Raw genomic sequence first — 19,137 nt, forward strand, 5'->3', positions numbered from 1 at the left:
GTTGTACTTCTGATGACCAGTCAGCCCTTTTTGCCGAGCCGGTCGAACAGGAAGATGCCGTCGTTGCACAGCTGCACGCCGGTGACCCCGGAGTGGAACACGCCCGCGACCACCGCCTCCTGGTAGACCCACAGCGGCATGTCGCGGTCCAACTGCAGCTGGAGCTGGGTGTAGGCGGCGCGCCGGCGGGAGGGGTCGGTGGTGTTGCGCGCGTCGTCCAGCGCGCGGTCCACCGCGTCGTCGCCGTAGAAGCAGCAGTTGCTCGGGCTGCCGCGGTGCAGGTACTGGTAGACCACCGGCTCCGGGTCGTCGGCGAGGAGTTGGCTGACCTTGACGTCGAACGCGTCGGCCAGATTCGATCGTTTGACGAACTCGGAGAGGTCGGCGGTCTCCACGTCGAGGGTGACACCGGGGAACTTCTCCAGCGTCTCCTTCATGTAGCGGCCGAGTTCGTCGATCGCGGCGCTCTTGGGCGCGATGAACTTGATCCGCATCGGCTTGGCGCCCTTGTCGGTCACCTTGGCGAACAGCTCGGCCGCCTGCTGCGGCTTGTTCTCCGGCGCCGACAACTGCGGATTGGCCAGCGCGGTGGACTGATTGAAGATGCCGCGGGCGGGGGTGCCGGCGCCGCCGAACACGCGCCGGTTGATCTCCTCGCTGCTCAGCGCCAGCACGATCGCGCGCCGCACGTCCGGGTTGGCGGTCGGGCCGCCGGAGGTGTCGAAGCTGAGCAACTGCCCGCCGGACAGTGCCAGGGTCTCGACCCCGATCCCGGCCGCGCGCGCGGCCTTGAGGGTGAACGCGTCGCTGACGTTCGCGACATCGGCCCGGCCCTTCTTCACCCGGTCGACCGCCGCGGTGCCGCTGGACTCGTAGCGGAACGTGATGGAGTCCAGGTACGGCTTGGCCGGACCCTGCCAGTAGGTCGGGTTCTTCACCAGGGTCAGGTGGTCGCCCTTGACCCAACCGCCCGGGGCCAGCATGAACGGACCGGCGCCGACCGGGTGTTCGGCCAGCTTGTCGACGCCCTCGGCGATCGCCTTGGGCGAGGCGATGAAGGACAGGCTGCGCGCGACCAGGCGGTCGAAGTTGCCGTTCGGCTTGTCCAGGATGATCCGCAGCTCCAGCGCGTCCGCGCCGATCTGGCTCTTCATCCCCACGGTGGCGTCGCGCTGGCGGGAGTTGGTGGTGGGGACCGCATGCGTGTCCCAGTTGATCTTGACCGCCGCGGCGTCGAAGACGGTGCCGTCGGTGAACTTCAGATTGGGCCGCATGCGCAGGCTCCAGATCTTGTTCCCGCTGCCCTCCACCGGGTTCAGGCTCTCCGCCAACTGCGGCTGTACGGAGCCGGTGACCGGGTTCGTCCACAGCAGGCTGTCGTACAGCGCCGCCATCCGGTTGCCGTCGGCCTGCGCGGCGTAGGAGGGCAGGAAGGGGTCCAGGCTGCGCGCGTCGGAGGTGGCCAGGATGTCCAGCGAGCCACCGGCCCGGGGCGTGCCCACCGCGCTGGGCGGCTCACCGGAGTCGGAGCCGCAGCCGGCCGCGGCCAGCAGGCCGATCACCGCGACGACGGCGGCGGCGCGGCGGCGGGCCCGAAGGGCGAAAGGTCGTGCGTGTGCCACAGAAAACGTCCTCAAGCGTGGAGCAGGCCGGCCGGAGGCCGGTTGCCGCGCGAACAGCGCGGTCAGCGCCGTGAGGCTATAGCTCGACACGTGTCGCATCGAGGGCGGGATGCCCGATTCGGGCCTCGATCGACCGACCCGGACACGGCTGTGTACGCACAGCGACGCGGTACGGCCGGTCGTGGGCCGTACCGCGTCGGACGAGAGTGCGTCAGTCCTGCTTCGGGGCCTCGGAACCGGGCTCCGCGGCCGGTTCGGCGTCCGCGGCCTGCACGGCGGCGGGCGCGGCCTCGGCCTTCGGCGCGCCGGTGGTCGCCTCGTCGGCGAACACCGCCGCCTCGCCCACCAGCGGGAAGTGACACGCGACCCGGTGCCCCGGCGCGATCTCGCGCAGCGTGGGCACATGCGTGGCGCACTGCGCGCGGGCGATCGGGCAACGAGTGCGGAACCGGCACCCGCTGGGCGGGTTCATCGGCGAGGGGATCTCGCCGCCGAGCGCGGGACCGGACGGGGCGGCGGCCGGGTCGGGTGCGGGCACCGCGTCCAGCAGGGCCCGGGTGTACGGGTGCGCGGGCGTGTCGTAGATCGCCGCGGTGTCCCCGGTCTCGGCGATGGTGCCCAGGTACATCACCGCGACGTCGTCGCTGATGTTGCGCACCACCGCGAGGTCGTGCGCGACGAAGATCATCGACACGCCGGTACGGTGCTTCATCTCGTCGAGCAGGTCCAGCACCTGCGCCTGTACCGACACGTCGAGCGACGCCACCGGTTCGTCGCAGATCAGCAGGTCGGGGTCGACGACCATGGCCCGGGCGATGGCGATCCGCTGGCACTGGCCGCCGGAGAACTGGTGCGGCCGGCGATCGGAGACCAGCTCCGGGTCCAGCCCCACCTGGCGCAATACCGCCTCCACGCGCGGGCGGATCTGCTCGGCGGGCAGGCCGGAGATGACCAAACCCTCGGCGACGATGTCGAAGATCTTCCGGCGCGGGTTCAGCGCCGAGATGGGGTCCTGGAACACCATCTGGATGCGCCGGCGCATGGTGCGCAGGCCCGCCTTGGGCAGCGTGGTCAACTCCTGCCCGTCGAACCGCACCGAGCCCTCGGACGGCTTGGTCAGCTGCAGGATCGCGCGGGCGAGGGTGGACTTGCCGCAGCCGGATTCGCCGACCAGGCCGAGGGTGCGGCCGCGGCCGAGTTCGAAGCTGACCCCGGCGACCGCGTTCATCATCCCGCCGGGGACCCGGAAACGCTGGACCAGGTCGGTGACCGTGAGCAGCGGGTCGGTACCCGTGACGGCCGCGGGCTTGTCGTCGAGGGCGAGCGCGCCCGGCGCGGTGTCGTCGGCCGTCATGCGGGGGTCTCCTTCATCAGGGACGGCTTCTCGTCGGCGCCGGTGCCCGAGGCGGCGTCGGCGGCGCCGTCGGCCGGTGCGTCGGTGCCGACCGGGTGGTGGCAGGCGAACCGGTGCGTGCCCAAGTCCTCGCCCAGCTCGGGGCGTTGCGCGCGGCACAGGTCGTCGGCCGCGCCGCAGCGGGCCGCGAACGCGCACCCGGAGGCGAGCGTGATCAGGTCGGGCGGGCTGCCCGGGATCGCGCGCGGCCGCTGGTCCCGCGGTACGTCCAGGCGCGGCACGGCGCCGAGCAGGGCCTCGGTGTAGCGGTGCCGGCGATGCGCGAACAGGTCCGCGGTGGGCGAGTGTTCGACCATCCGACCGGCGTACATCACGGCGATCTGGTCGGTGCGTCCGGCCACCACGCCCAGGTCGTGGCTGACCAGGATCATGCCCATGCCGCGTTCGGCCTGGATCTCCTGGAGCAGGTCGAGGATCTGCCGCTGCACGGTCACATCGAGCGCGGTGGTGGCCTCGTCCGCGATCAGCACGTCGGGGTCGCAGGCGAGCGCCATCGCGATGGTCACCCGCTGGCGCATGCCGCCGGAGAGCTGGTGCGGGTATTGCCGGGAGCGCTTGAGCGGTTCGGGGATGCCGACCAGCGTGAGCAGTTCGATCGCCCGCTCGCCGGCCTCCTTCTTGCCCAGGCCCAGGTGCAGCCGCATCGACTCGGTGAGCTGGCGGTCGATCCGCAACACCGGGTTGAGCGAGGTCATCGGGTCCTGGAAGACCATCGCGATCCGGTTTCCCCAGATCTTCCGGGCCTCCTTGCGCGGAACCCCGACCAGTTCGCGTCCGTCCAGGCGCACGCTGCCCCGGATGTTGGCGATCGAGGGGCAGATGCCCATCAGCGAGCGCACCAGCATCGACTTGCCCGAGCCGGACTCGCCGACCAGGCCGAGGGTTTCGCCGCGTTCGATGGCGAAGGACACGCCGTCCACGGCCTTGAGCAGGCCGCGCGGGGTGTCCAGGTGCACCCGCAGGTCCTCGGCCCGCAGCAGGGGTTCGTCCGGCGTGGGCGAGCCGGTCGTGGTCGGCTCCGCCATGGTCACCACGCCACCTTCGTGCCGCGCGGCCGTTGGATCCCATTCATGAGAGCGGTCCCGTCTGTGTGATGGGGTCGAAGCAGGGCGCCGGCGACGGCCGTTCGGGGGGCCGTCGCCGGTGCCGCGGCTACAGCTTGGTGTCGCGGACGTCGAACTTCGCGCGCAGCCGGTCGCCGATGACGTTGAGCGAGAAGACGGTCAAGAACAACACGGCGCAGGGCACGAACACCTGGGACGGATACAGCGACAGATCGTCCTTCGCGGAGTTGATCATGCCGCCCCAACTGGGCATCGGCGGCGGGATGCTGAGCCCGAGGAAGGACAGCGAGCCCTCCGCGACGATCAGCACGGCCATCACGATCACCGAGTAGGACATCACCGCGGGGAAGGTGTTGGGCAGCAGTTCCTTGAAGATGATCCGACCCGGACCCGCGCCCATCGCCTTGGCCACCGTGACGTATTCGCGGTTGGACTGGGCGATCGCGCTCGCCTTGGTCAGCCGGGTGAAGCCGGGGATGGTGAGCACGGCGAGCCCCGCGGTGATGCTGGTCTGCGACGGCTCGTACACCGAGGACAGCGCGAGCAGCAGGATCAGCGGCGGGAAGGCGAGCAGCGCGTCGGAGAACAGGTCGATGACCATCTCGGTGACGCCGCGGAAGTAAGCGGCGACCAGGCCGAGCAGGCCGCCGACGAGCACGCCGACCACGACCGACACCAGCGCGACGATCATCGATACGCGCGCGCCGAAGGCGAGCCGGGTCAGGTGGCTGCGGCCGAGGCCGTCGGTGCCGAGGAATTCCGGCCAGCTGGAGAACGGTGCCTGCTTGGCCTCGCCGAACGCCTTGTCGTACCCGTGCGGGAACACGTCGGAGGCGACCAGGCTGAGCAGCGCGCCGAGCAGGACGACGGCCATCCACGCGATGGCGAACCAGAGCAGGAAGCTCGGCCGCTTGCGCGCCTTGCCGCTCTTGGCGGCGGCCACCGTCGCGGGGGTCTCGCCGACGGCGGGGGCGGTTTCGAGTGTGCTCATCGGGCCCTCACTCTCGGGTCGATGAGGGAGTAGCCGATGTCCACGAGCGTATTGAGCAGCACGTAGATCAGCGCGATGACCACGACCGTGCCCTGCACGACGGGGATGTCCTTGCCGTTGATCGCCTGGTACATGCCCTGTCCGAGGCCGGGGATGGCGAAGTAGGACTCGACGATGACGGTGCCGCCGATCAACCGGCCCAGGGTCAGCCCGGAGACGGTCAGCAGCGAGAACGACGAGGGCCGCAACGCGTGCCGGAAGAGCACGTACGGCGTGGACAGGCCCTTGGAGCGCGCGGTGAGGATGAAGTCCTCCTGCAGCGTGGCCAGCATGTCGCTGCGCAACAGGCGCTGGAACTGCGGGATCTCGGCGAGCGCGAGGGCGAGCGCGGGCAGGAACGCGAACTCGATGTTCTTGGCGAAGTCGACCGAGATGTACTCCCACCCGGTCGGCTTGAACGCGAGCATCATCTTCGGGTTGGCGAAGAAGTAGACGAGGATGAACACGCTCACGAAGGTGGGGATGGACAGCAGCCCGGAGGAGACGCCGCCGATCACGCGGTCCACCCGGCCGCCGGCCTTGGCGGCCGTCCACACACCCAGCGGCACGGCCACGATCAGGGCCATGAGCAGGGCGAAGACGGCGAGTTCCAGGGTCACCGGGAAACGTTCGGCGATGCCGTCCATCACGGAGGTCCGGGTCTTCAGGGACTCCCCGAGGTCGCCGGTGAGCGCATTGCCCACCCAGGTCACGTATCGGACGGGCAGCGACTTGTCGTACCCGAACTCGTGCTCCAGGTCCTTCAGGTCCTGCGGCGTGGAACCGGGGCCGAGCATCTGGGCGACCGGTGAACCGTCCACCAGGTCGGGCAGGGCCGTGGTCGCGAACGTGACCAGGAACAGCACCGGAATCAGGGCCAGCAACTTGCGACCGAGCAGGCGCAACACGACGGTGTCACCCCCTCTCGCTGGTCTGGTCGGTTGACGAGGTCTGTTGAACATTCCGTGCGGTGGTACACCCGCGCCGAGGCGACGAGGCCCGGGTCGGCCGGATCACCGGTGGTGACACGTGCCTTGACGGGTCGTCAGTTAAGCGCGGTGATTAATTACGGCAGTGGGCGCGATCAATGTCAATGGATTCATCGCAACCGTTAGCGGGTCGAAAACGTCCGTCGCGAGCCGGCGCGCCGCCGGTCGTCGGCACGTGTCGACCTGCGGGAACAAGGTGTGGAGAGCAGCTAACTGACGGTGCGTCAGATGTCGTCGACGGGCCGTGTGCGGGACGTGTTCCGCTCACCCCGCGGACACCCCTCGGACACTCCCGGCGACCGGCCGGGACGGTCTCGGTGACCGGCGGGATCCGGCCGTTCGCAGGCGTGAGCGGACGTTCATCCGCCCGAAACACTCGTGCGGCAAGCGTCACGTCGGCGAAACACGGGGCGCCACGGCGTGAAACCTCACACCCCGAAGCTCCTTCCCATGAGCTCCCGGAGGTCGGCCGGGGCCACGGAGAAGAGAGGCAGAGTATGGACACGGGTAACACCGCATTCGTACTCCTGAGCGCCGCACTGGTGATGCTCATGACGCCCGGGCTGGCGTTCTTCTACGGCGGCATGGTCCGCGTGAAGAGCGTCCTGAACATGTTGATGATGAGCTTCATCTGCCTGGCTGTCGTGACGGTGCTGTGGGTGCTCTACGGGTTTTCCATGACGTTCTCCACGGACGCCTTCGGCGGCCTTGTGGGCAACCTGGACTGGTACGGCATGCGCGACATCGGAGTCGCGGAACTGTGGGACGGCTACACGATCCCGGTCACGGTGTTCGCGGCCTTCCAGCTGATGTTCGCGATCATCACCCCCGCGCTGATCAGCGGCGCCGTCGCGGACCGCACCAAGTTCACCGCCTGGGCCCTGTTCGTCGCGTTCTGGGTCACCCTGGTCTACTTCCCCGTCGCGCACTGGGTCTGGGCCGCGGACGGCTGGTTGTTCGAGAAGGGCGTGATCGACTTCGCCGGCGGCACCGCCGTACACATCAACGCGGGCATCGCGGCACTGGCCCTGGTCCTGGTGATCGGCAAGCGGGTCGGCTTCAAGCGCGACCCGATGCGCCCGCACAACCTGCCGCTGGTGATGATCGGCGCCGGGCTGCTGTGGTTCGGCTGGTTCGGCTTCAACGCCGGCTCCTGGCTGGCCGCCGACGGCGTCACCGGACGGGCCCTGATCAACACCCAGATCGCCACCGCCGCGGCGATGCTCGGCTGGCTGTTCCTGGAGAAGATCCGCGACGGACACCTGACCACCCTCGGCGCCGCCTCCGGCGCGGTGGCCGGCCTGGTCGCGATCACCCCCGCGTGCGGCGCGCTCAGCCCGCTCGGCTCGATCGCGCTCGGCGTGGTCGCGGGCGCGGTCTGCGCGTGGGCGGTGGGCCTGAAGTACCGGCTCGGCTACGACGATTCGCTCGACGTGGTCGGCGTGCACCTGGTCGGCGGCATCATCGGCTCGCTCGCCCCCGGCCTGCTGGCCACCGGTCACGTCCAGAGCGACGCGAAGGGCCTGTTCTACGGTGGGGGCTTCGACCAGCTGGGCAAGCAGCTGATCGGCGTCGGTGCCGTCCTCGGTTACTCCTTCGTGGTCACGTACATCCTGGGCACGGTCATTCACAAGACCATCGGCTTCCGGGTGTCCGAGGACGACGAGGTGGCCGGCATCGACCGGGTCGAGCACGCCGAGACCGGGTACGACTTCGCCGCTCTCGGCGGTTCCACCCGACCGACGGCGGGCATCGGCACCGCTACGGGCGCGGGTGCCGCGGCACCCGCCGACACGAAGGTGGATGCGTGAAGCTCATCACGGCGGTGATCAAGCCGCACCGGCTCGACGACGTCAAGAATGCCCTCCAGGCGTTCGGCGTGCACGGCCTCACCGTGACCGAGGCGAGCGGCTACGGCCGGCAGCGCGGCCACACCGAGGTCTACCGGGGCGCCGAGTATCAGGTCGACCTCGTGCCCAAGGTCCGCATCGAGGTGCTCGCCGACGACGAGGACGCCGAGGAACTGCTCGAAGTCCTGGTCAAGGCCGCCCGCACCGGCAAGATCGGCGACGGCAAGGCCTGGATCGTCCCCGTGGGCAGCGTGGTCCGGGTCCGCACGGGCGAACGCGGCCCGGAAGCCCTGTAGGACCCGATGGCCGGTCCCGCCCCGAAGCGCGTGTTCGGGGCAGGTCCGGCCATCGGCCTTTTCGGGTCGAGCGCGCGGCGCGCGCCGATGCCCGTGAACGAGGGAGCAGTCACCATGGAACCGACCGCCGGCTCGCGCTACACCCGGGCCCGGGACGACCTCCTGGCCGATCCGGCCGGGCCCGCCGGCGCCGCCCGCCGGCAGGCGCTCTGCGCGCTGACCGACCGCTGGCTGACCGAATTGTTCACCGCCGCCGGCGCCCCGCCGCGAGGCGTGGCCCTGGTCGCCGTCGGCGGCTACGGCCGCCGGGAGCTGTCCCCGGGCAGCGACCTCGACGTGGTCCTGCTGCACGACGGCCGCGCCGGCGTCGCCGAACTCGCCGAGGCGATCTGGTACCCGGTCTGGGACGCGGGCATCGCCCTCGACCACTCGGTGCGCACCCCCGACGAGGCCCGCCGGGCCGCCGCCGACGACCTGCGAGTACAGACCGGCCTGCTCGACATCCGGCACATCGCCGGCGACCCCGAACCCACCGCCGCGCTGCGCACGTCGATGTTCACCGCGTGGCGCGCCGCAGCGGTCAAGCGGCTGCCCGAACTGCACCGGGCCGGCCGCGAGCGCGCGGAACGCCACGGCGAGGTCGCCTTCCTGCTCGAACCCGACCTCAAGGAGGCCCGCGGCGGTCTGCGCGACGCCACCGCCCTGCGTGCGATCTCCGCCTCCTGGATCGCGGACGCCCCGCACGAGGAGGTGGACGCCGCCCGCGCCACCCTGCTCGACGTGCGCGACGCGCTGCACCTGGTCACCGGGCGCGGCGCGGACCGGCTGCTGCTCCAGGAACAGGACGCGGTGGCCCGCCGGCTCGGCCTGCTCGACGCGGACACCCTGCTTCGCCGGGTCTCCGAGGCGGCCCGGGCGCTGGCCTACGCCGGCGACGTGACCTGGCGCGAGGTCTCCCGGGTGCTGGCCGCGCGCGAGGCGGGCGCGGGGCTGCGCCGGTTGCGCCGGGCGCGCACCGGGATGTCCGCCCGTACGCCGCTGGCCGAGGGCGTGGTCGAGCACGCCGGCGAGGTGGTGCTCGCCCAGGCCGCCCGGCCCGCCCGGGATCCGGTCCTGCTGCTGCGCGCCGCGGCCGCCGCGGCCCGGGCCGGATTGCCGCTGTCGCGGCACACCGTGGACCGGCTGGCGAACGAGTGCCCGCCGCCGAGCGATCCGTGGCCGGCCGACGCGCGCGAGGCGTTCGTGGCGCTGATCGGCGCCGGGCGCGACGTGCTGCCGGTGTGGGAGGCGCTGGAATCGAGGCGGCTGATCACCCGGTTGTTGCCGGACTGGGAGCGGGTACGCTGCCGGCCGCAGCGCAACGCCGTCCACCGCTTCACCGTCGACCGGCACCTGATCGAGACCGCGGTCGAGGCCGCCGCGCACACCCGCCGGGTGGCCCGGCCCGACCTGCTCCTGGTGGCCGCGCTGCTGCACGACATCGGCAAGGGCTGGCCCGGCGACCACAGCGTCAGCGGCGAGGTGATCGCGCGCGAGGCGGCCACGCGGATGGGCTTCGCCAAGGACGACGTGGACGTGATCGGCACGCTGGTGCGCCGACACCTGCTCCTGGTGGACACCGCGACCCGACGCGACCTGGACGACCCGACCACCGTGGCGGCGTTCGCCGAGGCGGTGGGCAGCGTGGAAACCCTCGAACTGCTCCACGCGCTCACCGAGGCCGACGCCGCCGCCACCGGACCCGCCGCGTGGAGCGACTGGCGGGACGCCCTGGTCCGGGACCTCGTCGCCCGGACCAGGGCGGTGTTCGCCGGCCGCCCCGCGCCGGCGGCGCTCGCGCTGCCGGCCGAGCGCATTGTGCTCGCCGAGGTGTCCGGCGACCTGCCGGTGGTGCGTCTGGAGCCGCTGCCATTCGGCGCCGAGGTGACCATCGCCGCCGCCGACCGGGTCGGCCTGCTGGCGCTGGCGGCGGGCGTGCTCGCGCTGCACCGGCTCACCGTGCGCTCGGCCGCGATCGACGTCGTCGACGCGCTCGGCGTCACGGTATGGACGGTGGAGACCGAGTTCGGCCGACTGCCCGACCCGGCGGCGCTGCGCGAGGACCTGCGCAAGGCCCTGGACGGCGGGCTCGACGTGGCCGCCCGGCTGGCCAAACGCGAGGCCGCCTACCCGCCCCGGCGCGGCGCCCCGCGCGCCCCCGCCCGGGTCGAGGTGATCCCCGACGCGTCCGCGACCGCGACGGTCCTGGAGGTACGCGCGCCCGACAGCCCCGGCTTGCTGCACCGCATCGGCCAAGCCCTCGCCGACGCGCACGTCAGCGTCCGGCAGGCCCGGGTGGGTACCCACGGCGCGGACGCGGTGGACGCCTTCTACGTGGTCGCCCCCGACGGCGCGCCGCTGGCCGCCGCCGAGGCCCGCGGCCTGGCCAGGACCCTGGAGAAGGCGCTGGCGCCGTGACCGGTCGGGCCCGCCGCCGGCGGAACCGGGACGCGTGCCCCCGTCACGACCGCTCGGTGGGCGGTTAGGCTGGGCCCGACACCACCCGTATCTGACGAAGGACCTCTGCCGACGTGTTCGACACTCTCTCCGACCGCCTCGCAGCGACCTTCAAGAACCTTCGCGGCAAGGGGCGGCTCTCCGAAGCCGACATCGACGCCACCGCCCGCGACATCCGGGTCGCCCTCCTCGAGGCCGACGTGGCGCTCCCGGTGGTCCGCGAGTTCATCGCCCGGGTCAAGGAACGCGCCCGCGGCGCCGAGGTGTCGGGCGCGCTCAACCCGGCCCAGCAGATCGTCAAGATCGTCAACGAGGAGCTGGTCGGGATCCTCGGCGGCGAGACCCGCCGGCTGCGTTTCGCCAAGACCGGTCCCACGGTGATCATGCTCGCCGGCCTCCAGGGCGCGGGCAAGACCACGCTCGCGGGCAAGCTGGGCAAGTGGCTCAAGGCGCAGAAGCACCAGCCGCTCCTGGTCGCCTGCGACCTCCAGCGCCCGAACGCGGTCAACCAGCTCTCCGTGGTCGCCGAGCGCGCGGGCGTCGCGGTCTACGCGCCCGAGCCCGGCAACGGCGTGGGCGACCCGGTCAAGGTGGCTCGCGACTCGATCGAGTTCGCCAAGACCAAGCAGTACGACGTGGTCGTCGTCGACACCGCCGGCCGGCTCGGCATCGACGCCGAGATGATGCAGCAGGCCGCCGACATCCGCGACGCGGTCAAGCCGGACGAGATCCTGTTCGTCGTCGACGCGATGATCGGCCAGGACGCGGTGGTCACCGCGCAGGCGTTCCTCGACGGCGTCGGCTTCGACGGCGTGGTGCTCTCCAAGCTCGACGGCGACGCGCGCGGTGGCGCGGCCCTGTCGGTCGCCTCGGTGACCGGCCGGCAGGTCATGTTCGCCTCCAGCGGGGAAAAGCTCGAGGACTTCGACGCGTTCCACCCCGACCGGATGGCCTCGCGCATCCTGGGCATGGGCGACATGCTCAGCCTGATCGAGATCGCCGAGGCCAAGTACGACCAGGACCTCGCGCTCAAGGCCGCGGAGAAGCTGCACGGCGGCGGCAACAACTTCACCCTGGAGGACTTCCTCCAGCAGATGGAGCAGGTCAAGAAGCTCGGCTCGATCTCGAAGCTGCTCGGCATGCTGCCCGGCATGGGCGCGATGAAGGACCAGATCGACAACATCGACGACCGCGACCTGGACCGGGTCGCGGCGATCATCAAGTCGATGACGCCGGCCGAGCGGGCCGACGTGAAGATCCTCAACGGCTCGCGCCGGGCGCGTATCGCCAAGGGCGCCGGCACCGAGGTCAACGCGGTCAACAACCTGATCGAGCGGTTCGTCGAGGCCCGCAAGATGATGGGCCAGATGGCCAAGGGCGGCGGCATGCCGGGGATGCCCGGTATCCCGGGCATGGGCGGCGGCGCCGGCCGGAAGAAGGGCAAGGCGCCCAAGCAGGCCAAGGGCAAGCGTCAGTCGGGCAACCCGATGAAGCGCAAGCAGGAGGCGGCGGCCGAGGCGGCCCGGCGCGAGGAGCGCGCCGCCAACCCGTTCGGGCTGCCGGCCGGCAACGGCGCGGGCGGCGCGGCCGACTTCGAACTGCCCGACGAGTTCAAGAACTTCCTGCCGCCGGGGCAGAAGTAGCGGCGGGGCACAACAGGCGGGCGGGGACCGCGACGTGGGCGCACCACGTCGCGGCACACCCACGAGGTGCCGTCCCGACCCGCTCGGACGACGAGGCGAGGATGGAGATGACGGGGCCATGGACCTGTACACCGTGCCCGGGTGCCGGGTGGGCGTGCGACCGCCGACCGCGGCCGACGCGGACGCCTCCGCCGAGGCGATCCGCCGCTCCGAGCACATCGCCCGCTGGAACCCGGCCGACCCGAACGACCTGCCGGACCTGATCCGCCGCCAGGGTGACACCTTCCGCACGTTCTTGGTGATCGACCTCGCCGAGCGCGGCCTGGCCGGCCGGATCAACGTCTCGAACATCGTGCGGGCGCGCTTTTGCAACGCGACGCTCGGCTACGACGCCTACACGCCCTACGCGGGCACCGGCCGGATGACCGAGGGGCTGGCCCTGGTGATCGATCGGGTGTTCGCCGCGGACGGTCTCGCGCTGCACCGCCTGGAGATCAACGTGCAGCCCGGCAACGACGCCTCGATCGCGCTCGCGCGCCGGATGGGCTTTCGCTACGAGGGCTTCACCCCGCGCATGTTGTTCCTCAACGACGCCTGGCGCGACCACGAGCGCTTCGCGTTGACCGCCGAGGAGTGGCCGGGCGCGGAGAAGACCATTCTTCCCTCGTAGGGCCGGACATGGCAGGCTGCCCGCCCATGACGTACGAGGTCGAGCCTGCCGTTCATCCAGAACTCGCCGCGCACACCGCGCACTTCGCCAAGCGCGTATACACCGTGGCGGGACACGTGCACGTCGCCGTGGGCTGGTCCTCGGCCAACGCCGCGGTGATCGAGGGCCCCGAGGGACTGGTGGTGGTCGACACCGGCAGCGGGGCGGACCTGGCCGCGGTGATCGAGGCCGAACTGCGACCGCAACTGCGCGACCCCCGGGCCCCGGTGCGGGCCGTGGTGGTCACCCACCACCACCCCGACCATGTGAACGGACTGAGCCACTGGGCCGCGACGCCCGACGTGGACGTGTACGCGCACCGGACCTTCCTGGCCGCGCTCACCGACCAGTCCGGGCCCACGCTGCACATCATGGGCCTGCGCTCGGTGTACTCGCTCGGCAACCTCCTCGGCCCCTCGGACACCGAGGGCGTCAACGACGCGGTCGGCCCGCACGCCGGGGTGGGCACGCCGTCGTTCGTGATGCCCACCGTGCTGGTGGGGGACGTGCTGGAGACCGAGGTCGCGGGGGTGCGGCTGCGACTGTTCCACAATCCCGGCGAGACCGACGACGCGATCAGCGTGTACCTGCCGGACAGCGACGTGCTGCTGTGCGGCGACACCATCCAGGGACCGACCCTGCCCAACATCCACACCCTGCGCGGGTGCCGCTACCGCGACCCGATGCAGTGGGTGCGCAGCATCGACGCGCTGCGCGCGCACGGGGCCGCGCACCTGATCCCCAGCCACGGCCAACCGGTGTCCGGGGCGGACCGGGTCGCCGAGGTGCTGGCCGTGGAGCGGGACTGCATCCAGTACATCCACGACCAGACCGTGCGCCGGATGAACGAGGGGCTGACCCCGGACGAGTTGGCCGAGACGATCGAACTGCCCGAACACCTGGCCTCGTACGCGCCGTACGCGCGGGAGTACTACGGCACCGTCAAGCACACCGTGCGGCAGATCTTCTTCGGCTACCTCGGCTGGTTCGGCGGCGATCCGGTGGACCTGGATCCGCTGCCCCGAGCCGAGCACGCGCGCCGGACGGTGGCGCTGATGGGCGGCCGGGAGCGGGTGCTCGGCGCGGCGACCGAGGCGTACGAGGCGGGCGAGTACCAGTGGGCGGCCGAGCTGGCCACCCACCTGACCCGGATCGACCGCGAGGACTCGGACGCGCGGGCGGTCAAGGCCGCCGCGTTTCGCCGACTCGGCTATGCCCAGCTGAACGTCAACTGGCGCAACTGGTACCTGACCAGCGCGGACGAGCTGGAGGACCGGATCCAGCCGATCCTGCCGCTGATCAACTTCGCCGCGGTCTTCGCGCCCAGGGACCTGGTCGCCCGGATCCCGGCGGCCTGGCTGATCGAGCTGTACACCACCCGGCTGCGCGCGGAGGAGGCGCTTGAGGTGGACACCGTGCTCGGCTGGCGGGTGCTCGGCGGCGTGCACGGCGAGGAGGAGGTGGCGCTGCACATCCATCGCGGCGTGGCCCGCTTCCTGCGGGAGATCCCGGCGGACGCCGCCGTGGTCCTCGAACTGCCGCGCGAGACCGTGGAGTCGCTGCATCTGGGCCGGACCGATCTGCGCGGCGCGCTGGCCGGCGGGGACGCCCGGGCGATTCGGGGCGGCGCGGCGGAGGCGGCGGCCCTGCTCGACCTGTTCGACCCGCTCCAGCCGCGCAGGCCCACCGAGTTGACGCTGCGCTGACCCCCGCACGACGAGCGCCCCCGCCGGGTGTGTCCGGCGGGGGCACTCAGGCCTTACGCGAGGGGGTCAGCTCGCGTCGAGGACCAGCTTGCGTACGTACTCGACCGCCTCGGCGACCGGGACCAGCGCCTTCTCGCCGCTCGCGCGCGAGACGATCTCCACGTTGCCCTCGGCCAGGCTGCGGGCGCCGACCGTCACCCGGAACGGGATGCCGACCAGCTCGATGTCCTTGAACTTCACCCCGGGACGCTCGGCGCGGTCGTCCAGGATCGTGTCCACCCGCTGCCGCCGCAGTTCCGCGTAGATCTCCTCGGCGGTGGTGCGCGACTTCTCGTCGTCGACGTCGAGCAGCGCGACCGCGACCTCGAACGGCGCCACCGCGACCGGCCACACGATGCCGTTCTTGTCGTGGTGCGTCTCGACCATCGCGGCCATCGCGCGCTCGACACCGATGCCGTAGCTGCCCATGACCGGGGTGATCCGCTCGCCGTCCGCGCCGAGCACGTTCACCCCGAGCACATTGGTGTACTTGTCGCCGAGCTTGAAGATGTGGCCGATCTCGACCGTCTGCTCGACCTCCAGGCCGGTGCCGCACTTCGGGCACGGCTCGCCGGCCACCACCTCGCGCAGGTCCACCCAGCGACCCACCGCGATGTCCCGCTCGACGTCCACGCCGCGCACGTGCACCTTGTCCACGTTGGCGCCGGTGACCATGTCCCGACGGCCCCGCAGCGCCTCGTCGGCCAGGATCGGCAGGTCGGTCACGCCGACCGCGCCCAGGCTGCCCGGGTACGCGCCGAGCGCGGCCTTGATCTCGTCCGGCGTGGCCGGGCGCACGTCGTTGGAGCCGGTGGTGTCGATCAGCTTCTGCTCGACCAGCGCGTGGTCCCCGCGCAGCAGGGCCAGCGTGAGCTGCCCGCCGACCATGTAGACCAGCGTCTTGATCTGCCGGTCGGCCGCGACGCCGTGTGCCCTGGTCAGGTTCTCGATGGTCTTGACGCCGGGGGTGTCGAACCGCTCCGGCGCGTCGAGCCCCGGGCCGTCCTCGATCGCCGCGAGCGTGGACGTGGCCTTCTCCACGTTGGCCGCGTAGTCGCAGTTCGGACAGTGCACGACGAGGTCCTCGCCGGCCGCCGACGGGCACATGAACTCGGTCGAGCCGCTGCCGCCCATGGTGCCGCTGGACGCCTGCACCGCGATCGCGGGGATGTTCAGCCGCTGGAAGATGCGGACGTACGCCTGCCGGTGCGCCTCGAACGAACGGTCCAGCCCCTCGGCGTCCAGGTCGAAGCTGTACGAGTCCTTCATGGTGAACTCGCGCACCCGGATCAGACCGCTCTTGGGCCTCGGCTCGTCCCGGAACTTGGTCTGGAACTGGTACCAGGTCTGCGGCAGGTCGCGGTAGGAGCTGAGTTCGAGCGCGAGGGTCGTGAAGATCTCCTCGTGCGTCATGCCCAGTGCCAGGTCGGTGCCCTTGCGGTCCTTGAGCCGGAACATCTCGTCGCCCATGACCTCCCAGCGACCGCTCTTCTGCCAGATCTCGGCCGGATGCATCGTCGGCAGGATCATCTCCTGCGCGCCGATCCGGTCCATCTCCTCGCGGATGATGTGCACGACCTTCGCGCGCACCCGCACCGCGAGCGGCAGCAGCGAGTAGTGGCCGGCCATCAGCTGCCGGATGTAGCCCGCGCGCACGAGCAGACGGTGGCTGACCGCGTCGGCGTCGGCGGGGTCCTGACGGAGAGTGGGTACGTACAGTTCGGACCAACGCATGAGACCGTGGCGACCTAACGACTAGGGGGAAGGGCGTGCGACCTGCATTCTAAAAGCCGCGCGAGGCTCGACCACCCGGGTTTTCCCCCGGTCCTCGCCCCGGCTTTGGTCGGCGCCCGGAAGTCTGGCAGAATGGCGAGCTGAGTACCCGGGGCATTGCCGGACCCTCTCTCCGCATGCTTACCGTGTCCACGATCAGCCGAGCCTCATGTCCCCACGTGAACGCCGGCTGTTCACCCACGTCAAGATGCAGGAGACACCACTCTCGTGGCAGTCAAGATCAAGCTGAAGCGCCTGGGCAAGATCCGTTCGCCCCACTACCGCATCGTCGTCGCCGACGCCCGCACCAAGCGTGACGGTCGGGCGATCGAGGAGATCGGTATCTACCACCCGATGGAGAACCCCTCGCGTATCGAGGTCGACTCCGAGCGTGCGCTCTACTGGCTGGGCGTCGGCGCGCAGCCGACCGAGCCCGTCGCGCACATCCTCAAGCTGACCGGCGACTGGCAGAAGCACAAGGGCGAGCCGGCCCCGGCCCCGCTCCTGGTCGCCGCGGAGAAGGCCGACAAGAAGTCGCTCTTCGAGGCCGCCGCCCGCGAGGCGATGGACGAGCCCAAGGACGGCGCCACCACGCCGAAGGCCAAGAAGGAGAAGAAGGTCGAGGCCGCCGCCGAGACCGAGACTCCGGCCGCCGAGGGCGAAGCCGCCGCCGAGACCGCCGCTAACGAGGGCTGACCGTGCTCGAGGAAGCCCTCGAACACTTGGTCAAGGGCATCGTCGAGCATCCGGACGAGGTCAAGGTACGGGCGCGTAATCTTCGCCGCGGCCGCATTCTCGAGGTCCGGGTCCACCCCGAAGACCTCGGGAAGGTCATCGGGCGAGGTGGCCGCACCGCGCGTGCGCTGCGTACCGTCGTGACCGCGCTCGGCGGCCGGGGAGTCCGCGTCGACCTCGTCGACGTCGACCAGGTTCGCTGACGTACCCGGACATCACGTCCAACCGGGAGCTGCCCGGCGGAGTCATATCCGCCGGGCAGCTTCTTGGCATTTCCGGTGCTCGGCGGTCGGGCCGTCGGGTCCGGTCGGTTTTCAGGGTTTCCAGGCAGAGATTGAGGAGTCGCAGGTGCAGCTTGTGGTCGGCCGTATCGGCAAGGCACACGGCATCAAGGGCCAGGTGACCGTCGAGGTCCGTACCGACGAGCCCGAACTGCGGCTCGCGCCCGGAGCGGTGCTGATGACCGACCCGCCGTCGGTCGGTCCGCTGACCATCGCCGACGGTCGGGTGCACAGCGGTCGACTGCTGCTGAGCATCGAGGGCGTGACCACCCGCAGCGGCGCCGAGGCGCTGCGCAACACGCTGCTGATCGCCGAGATCGACCCGGACGAACTCCCCGAGGACCCCGAGGAGTTCTACGACCACCAGCTGATCGGCCTGGATGTGGTCACCGCCGACGGCGAGGCGGTCGGCGAGATCACCGAGGTGGCCCACCTGCCCTCGCAGGACCTGCTCATGGTCCGCCGGGCGGACGGGCGCGAGGTGATGATCCCGTTCGTGCAGCAGATCGTCCCCGAGATCGACCTGGAGAACCAGCGCGCGGTGATCACCCCGCCGCCGGGCCTGCTCGACGCGGAGGACGCGGTGCTCGCGGTGCCGGACCCGGCGCAGGGCGACACGTCCGAGGACCCGTCGTGAGGATCGACGTCGTCACCATCTTTCCCGAATACCTGGCCCCGCTGGACGTCTCGCTGGTCGGCAAGGCGTGCGCCAAGGGCTTGTTGGACGTACACCTGCACCAGCTCCGGGACTGGACGTACGACGTGCACAAGACCGTCGACGACACCCCGTACGGCGGCGGTCCCGGCATGGTGATGAAGCCCGAGCCGTGGGGGCTCGCGCTGGACGCCGTGCTGGAGCAGGGCGAGAGCGCGGCGGCCCCGGTGCCCCGGATGATCGTGCCCACGCCGTCGGGCCGGCCGTTCACCCAGGACCTCGCGGTCGAACTGGCCGAGGAGCCGTGGCTGCTGTTCGCGCCCGCCCGGTACGAGGGCATCGACCGGCGGGTCCTGGACGAGGCGGCGACCCGGATGCGGGTGGACGAGGTGTCCATCGGCGACTACGTGCTCGCGGGCGGCGAGGTGGCCGTGCTGGTCATCGTCGAGGCCGTGGCGCGGCTGCTGCCGGGAGTGCTGGGCAACGCGGAATCGCACCGGGACGACTCGTTCGCGCCGGGCGCGATGGCCAACCTCCTGGAGGGACCGGTGTACACCAAGCCCGCCGAGTGGCGCGGGCGCGAGGTGCCGCCGATCACGGTGTCCGGGAACCACGGCGCGATCGCCCGCTGGCGGCGGGACGAGGCGCTGCGCCGGACCTCGGCGCACCGGCCCGATCTGATCGTCCGGATCGACCCCGCGGCGGTGGACAAGAAGGACCGGGCGCTGCTCGCCGAGCTGGGCTGGGTCGAGCGGGACGGCCGGTTTCATCGGGCCGACCCACCTGTGGCAGACTGAGACGCTGTTGCCATGTCCCGATCCGGACCGGGTTCCCC

The 19,137-nt window shown here is 71.2% G+C and carries 16 protein-coding genes; 10 read left to right on the top strand and 6 right to left on the bottom strand.

Annotation, left to right across the window (positions count from 1 at the left end; genetic code table 11):
- Positions 1-20: 20 nt before the first annotated feature.
- From ACMXN5_RS22585 to ACMXN5_RS22605, 5 genes are all read right to left on the bottom strand, one after another.
- Positions 21-1,622, bottom strand: a complete 1,602-nt coding sequence (locus tag ACMXN5_RS22585; protein ID WP_439676711.1) for an ABC transporter substrate-binding protein — start codon at positions 1,620-1,622, stop codon at positions 21-23.
- A 211-nt stretch (positions 1,623-1,833) separates the two neighbouring features.
- A complete protein-coding gene (locus ACMXN5_RS22590; protein WP_439676712.1) occupies positions 1,834-2,976 on the bottom strand; it encodes an ABC transporter ATP-binding protein in 1,143 nt (380 codons plus the stop codon).
- Positions 2,973-4,061 (bottom strand): ABC transporter ATP-binding protein, encoded by a 1,089-nt coding sequence (locus tag ACMXN5_RS22595; RefSeq protein ID WP_395788670.1) that lies wholly within the window; start codon positions 4,059-4,061, stop codon positions 2,973-2,975. The genes ACMXN5_RS22590 and ACMXN5_RS22595 overlap by 4 nt, the downstream gene beginning before the upstream one ends.
- A 127-nt stretch (positions 4,062-4,188) precedes the next feature.
- Complete coding sequence (locus ACMXN5_RS22600) at positions 4,189-5,091, bottom strand: ABC transporter permease (protein ID WP_439676713.1); 903 nt, start codon at positions 5,089-5,091, stop codon at positions 4,189-4,191.
- On the bottom strand, positions 5,088-6,038 hold the full coding sequence (locus ACMXN5_RS22605; RefSeq protein WP_126642836.1) for an ABC transporter permease: 951 nt from the start codon (positions 6,036-6,038) through the stop codon (positions 5,088-5,090). Before ACMXN5_RS22605 ends, ACMXN5_RS22600 begins: the two co-directional genes overlap by 4 nt.
- Positions 6,039-6,616: 578 nt before the next feature.
- Between ACMXN5_RS22605 and ACMXN5_RS22610 the strand changes: the two genes are divergently transcribed.
- The 6 genes from ACMXN5_RS22610 to ACMXN5_RS22635 all read left to right on the top strand — a co-directional run bounded on the left by ACMXN5_RS22610 (position 6,617) and on the right by ACMXN5_RS22635 (position 14,819).
- Positions 6,617-7,930, top strand: a complete 1,314-nt coding sequence (locus tag ACMXN5_RS22610) for an ammonium transporter (RefSeq protein ID WP_395788074.1) — start codon at positions 6,617-6,619, stop codon at positions 7,928-7,930.
- Complete coding sequence (locus ACMXN5_RS22615; RefSeq protein WP_439676714.1) at positions 7,927-8,265, top strand: P-II family nitrogen regulator; 339 nt, start codon at positions 7,927-7,929, stop codon at positions 8,263-8,265. Before ACMXN5_RS22610 ends, ACMXN5_RS22615 begins: the two co-directional genes overlap by 4 nt.
- Positions 8,266-8,352: 87 nt before the next feature.
- Positions 8,353-10,722, top strand: coding sequence for a [protein-PII] uridylyltransferase (locus ACMXN5_RS22620; protein ID WP_439676715.1), 2,370 nt, complete (start codon positions 8,353-8,355; stop codon positions 10,720-10,722).
- Between the two features lie 113 nt (positions 10,723-10,835).
- Entirely contained in the window at positions 10,836-12,404 is a 1,569-nt protein-coding gene (gene ffh / locus ACMXN5_RS22625) for a signal recognition particle protein (protein ID WP_439676716.1), read from the top strand.
- Between the two features lie 118 nt (positions 12,405-12,522).
- On the top strand, positions 12,523-13,074 hold the full coding sequence (locus ACMXN5_RS22630; protein ID WP_439676717.1) for a GNAT family N-acetyltransferase: 552 nt from the start codon (positions 12,523-12,525) through the stop codon (positions 13,072-13,074).
- Between the two features lie 26 nt (positions 13,075-13,100).
- Positions 13,101-14,819 (top strand): alkyl sulfatase dimerization domain-containing protein, encoded by a 1,719-nt coding sequence (locus ACMXN5_RS22635; protein WP_439676718.1) that lies wholly within the window; start codon positions 13,101-13,103, stop codon positions 14,817-14,819.
- Between the two features lie 66 nt (positions 14,820-14,885).
- On the opposite strand, the gene ACMXN5_RS22640 is transcribed toward ACMXN5_RS22635, so the two are convergent.
- A complete protein-coding gene (locus tag ACMXN5_RS22640; RefSeq protein ID WP_439676719.1) occupies positions 14,886-16,592 on the bottom strand; it encodes a proline--tRNA ligase in 1,707 nt (568 codons plus the stop codon).
- Positions 16,593-16,859: 267 nt separating this feature from the next.
- Between ACMXN5_RS22640 and rpsP the strand changes: the two genes are divergently transcribed.
- The 4 genes from rpsP (at position 16,860) to trmD (ending at position 19,099) form a co-directional block, all read left to right on the top strand.
- Positions 16,860-17,327, top strand: a complete 468-nt coding sequence (rpsP, locus tag ACMXN5_RS22645; RefSeq protein WP_439676720.1) for a 30S ribosomal protein S16 — start codon at positions 16,860-16,862, stop codon at positions 17,325-17,327.
- A gap of 2 nt (positions 17,328-17,329) precedes the next feature.
- Positions 17,330-17,569 carry an RNA-binding protein gene (locus ACMXN5_RS22650; protein ID WP_020553237.1) on the top strand — a complete coding sequence of 80 codons (240 nt, stop codon included), beginning with the start codon at positions 17,330-17,332 and terminating at the stop codon, positions 17,567-17,569.
- A gap of 145 nt (positions 17,570-17,714) precedes the next feature.
- On the top strand, positions 17,715-18,284 hold the full coding sequence (rimM, locus tag ACMXN5_RS22655) for a ribosome maturation factor RimM (RefSeq protein ID WP_439676721.1): 570 nt from the start codon (positions 17,715-17,717) through the stop codon (positions 18,282-18,284).
- Complete coding sequence (trmD, locus tag ACMXN5_RS22660; RefSeq protein ID WP_439676722.1) at positions 18,281-19,099, top strand: tRNA (guanosine(37)-N1)-methyltransferase TrmD; 819 nt, start codon at positions 18,281-18,283, stop codon at positions 19,097-19,099. Before rimM ends, trmD begins: the two co-directional genes overlap by 4 nt.
- Positions 19,100-19,137 lie beyond the last annotated feature (38 nt).

Origin of the sequence: Embleya australiensis (genome assembly GCF_051903075.1) — a bacterium.
Taxonomy (GTDB): Bacteria; Actinomycetota; Actinomycetes; order Streptomycetales; family Streptomycetaceae; genus Embleya.

Bases quoted from the DNA above. Each gene is read 5' to 3' on its own strand.
- ACMXN5_RS22590 (WP_439676712.1), bottom strand. From the start codon at position 2,976: ATGACGGCCGACGACACCGCGCCGGGCGCGCTCGCCCTCGACGACAAG.
- ACMXN5_RS22595 (WP_395788670.1), bottom strand. From the start codon at position 4,061: ATGGCGGAGCCGACCACGACCGGCTCGCCCACGCCGGACGAACCCCTG.
- ACMXN5_RS22600 (WP_439676713.1), bottom strand. From the start codon at position 5,091: ATGAGCACACTCGAAACCGCCCCCGCCGTCGGCGAGACCCCCGCGACG.
- ACMXN5_RS22610 (WP_395788074.1), top strand. From the start codon at position 6,617: ATGGACACGGGTAACACCGCATTCGTACTCCTGAGCGCCGCACTGGTG.
- ACMXN5_RS22620 (WP_439676715.1), top strand. From the start codon at position 8,353: ATGCCCGTGAACGAGGGAGCAGTCACCATGGAACCGACCGCCGGCTCG.
- ACMXN5_RS22630 (WP_439676717.1), top strand. From the start codon at position 12,523: ATGGACCTGTACACCGTGCCCGGGTGCCGGGTGGGCGTGCGACCGCCG.
- ACMXN5_RS22635 (WP_439676718.1), top strand. From the start codon at position 13,101: ATGACGTACGAGGTCGAGCCTGCCGTTCATCCAGAACTCGCCGCGCAC.
- ACMXN5_RS22640 (WP_439676719.1), bottom strand. From the start codon at position 16,592: ATGCGTTGGTCCGAACTGTACGTACCCACTCTCCGTCAGGACCCCGCC.